The sequence below is a fragment of the Planomonospora algeriensis genome (genome assembly GCF_977012225.1).
The window spans coordinates 1-1,480 of record NZ_CDRNDK010000832.1 but is presented as its reverse complement, the minus strand read 5'-3'; the positions used below and the strand labels follow the sequence as shown (position 1 = coordinate 1,480).

2 protein-coding genes are annotated in these 1,480 nt (G+C 75.3%); one reads left to right on the top strand and one right to left on the bottom strand.

What is annotated here, in order from left to right; genetic code table 11:
• A partial coding sequence (locus tag ACWJ6R_RS36190) for a PucR family transcriptional regulator ligand-binding domain-containing protein (protein WP_449066523.1) occupies positions 1-613 on the bottom strand: 613 nt, incomplete at its 3' end.
• Between the two features lie 127 nt (positions 614-740).
• On the opposite strand from ACWJ6R_RS36190, the gene ACWJ6R_RS36185 reads away from it, so the two are divergent.
• Positions 741-1,480: oxamate carbamoyltransferase subunit AllH family protein (locus tag ACWJ6R_RS36185; protein WP_449066522.1), on the top strand; the 740-nt coding region annotated here is incomplete at its 3' end.

The following is a 1,480-nucleotide window of genomic DNA, read 5'->3' as shown; positions in this document are numbered from 1 at the left end:
CGCGGCCAGGGCAGTCGGCCGGCCCCGCCGACGCCAGCACCTGGCCGGCGCCGTCGAGCACGGCCACCGCCACGTCGAGCAGTCCGGCCACCTCGGCGGCCACCTCGCGCAGCCCGCCCCCGGCCAGCACGACCGCCACCAGCGCCCGGTGCGCCTCCTCGGCGCGGGCCAGCACCGCGGCCTGCCGGTTGAGGATGTCGGTGAGGACCTGGTTGAGGATGTCGTCGAAGCCGACGTCGTCGGGGAGCAGGATCAGCGGGAAGCCCAGCCGGTCGGCCTGCTCGGCCATCTCACCGGGCAGCTCGTCCAGGTAGCGGCCGAGCTTGATGGCGAGCGCGGCCAGGCCCCGCTCGTCCAGGTCGGCCACCAGCCGGTCGAGCGACTGCGGGGTGTTGCGCAGCGGGTAGCCGGTGGTGAGCAGCAGCTCGTGGGGCTTGACCCAGGCGAGGATGTCCGGGACCTCCATCACGTTGAGCCGCTGCACGACCCGGTCCAGCCCTCCGGCGCCCGCGATCAGGCGGGCGCCGGCCAGCGTCGAGACGCCCAGGACCTCCCCGACCGAGACGCCGTGGATGATCGTGCCGGTGCTGGCCAGGCGTACAGGGGGCTCCATGAGGCGATTGTGACCGATAGGACCGTCTGTCAGGAAGAGCCAACCTTTGCGCGGACTGTTGGCAGCTTTCTCCGTACGGGGTGCTCGGGCTCCGCTCTAGCGTCGGGCTCATGGATGGGGAGGTCCGATGACCGTTGGAACGCGCCCGGGGGCGCGGCGGATCCCGGCGCGGACGTACGCGACCGGCGCGGCCAGCACGGCGCTGCGGCCGCTGCTGGAGTCGCCCCGCCGTCCGGCGCGGGTGCTGGCGGCGTTTCCCGCCGGGATCTACCTGGAGGTGCGCACCGAGCTCGAACCGCACGTGATCGCGGTGGTCACCGGGGACGCCGTCCGGCTGCCCAACGCGATGGTCGTCGCCGACCCCGTGCCGCGCGTCGCGGTGGGCGGCGAGGCCTGGGTGGGGGACGGCTCGATCGAGCTCGGACGGCTCAGCCTGCGGGTCCGCCGCTGGTGGGACCCGGCTCCGCCGCTCGGTCCGGTCGACCCGGTACGGCTGGCGCGTTCGCTGCCCCTGCTGGCCGAGCTGTGCGACGCCTCCCCCAGGCGTCCGGGGCTGGAGGGCGGCGGAGCCGCGGAGCTGCTGGCCGACGGCTGCGCGGAGGCCTCGCTGCTGCGCAGTCTCACGGCCGCCGAGCAGCTCATCGGGCTGGGCCCCGGCCTCACCCCGAGCGGTGACGACATGCTCGCCGGGCTGCTGGTGGCGCTGCGCCACCTGGGTACGGCCGCCGGGGTGGAGCGGGCGGTCTGGCTGGCCGACTGGCTGGCCGCCGCGGTCACGTTCGACGCCCGCGGCAGGACCACGCCCATCTCGGCCACGCTGCTGCACTGCGCGGCCCGGGGCGAGGCCGGCGGCGAGGTGCTGGCCGT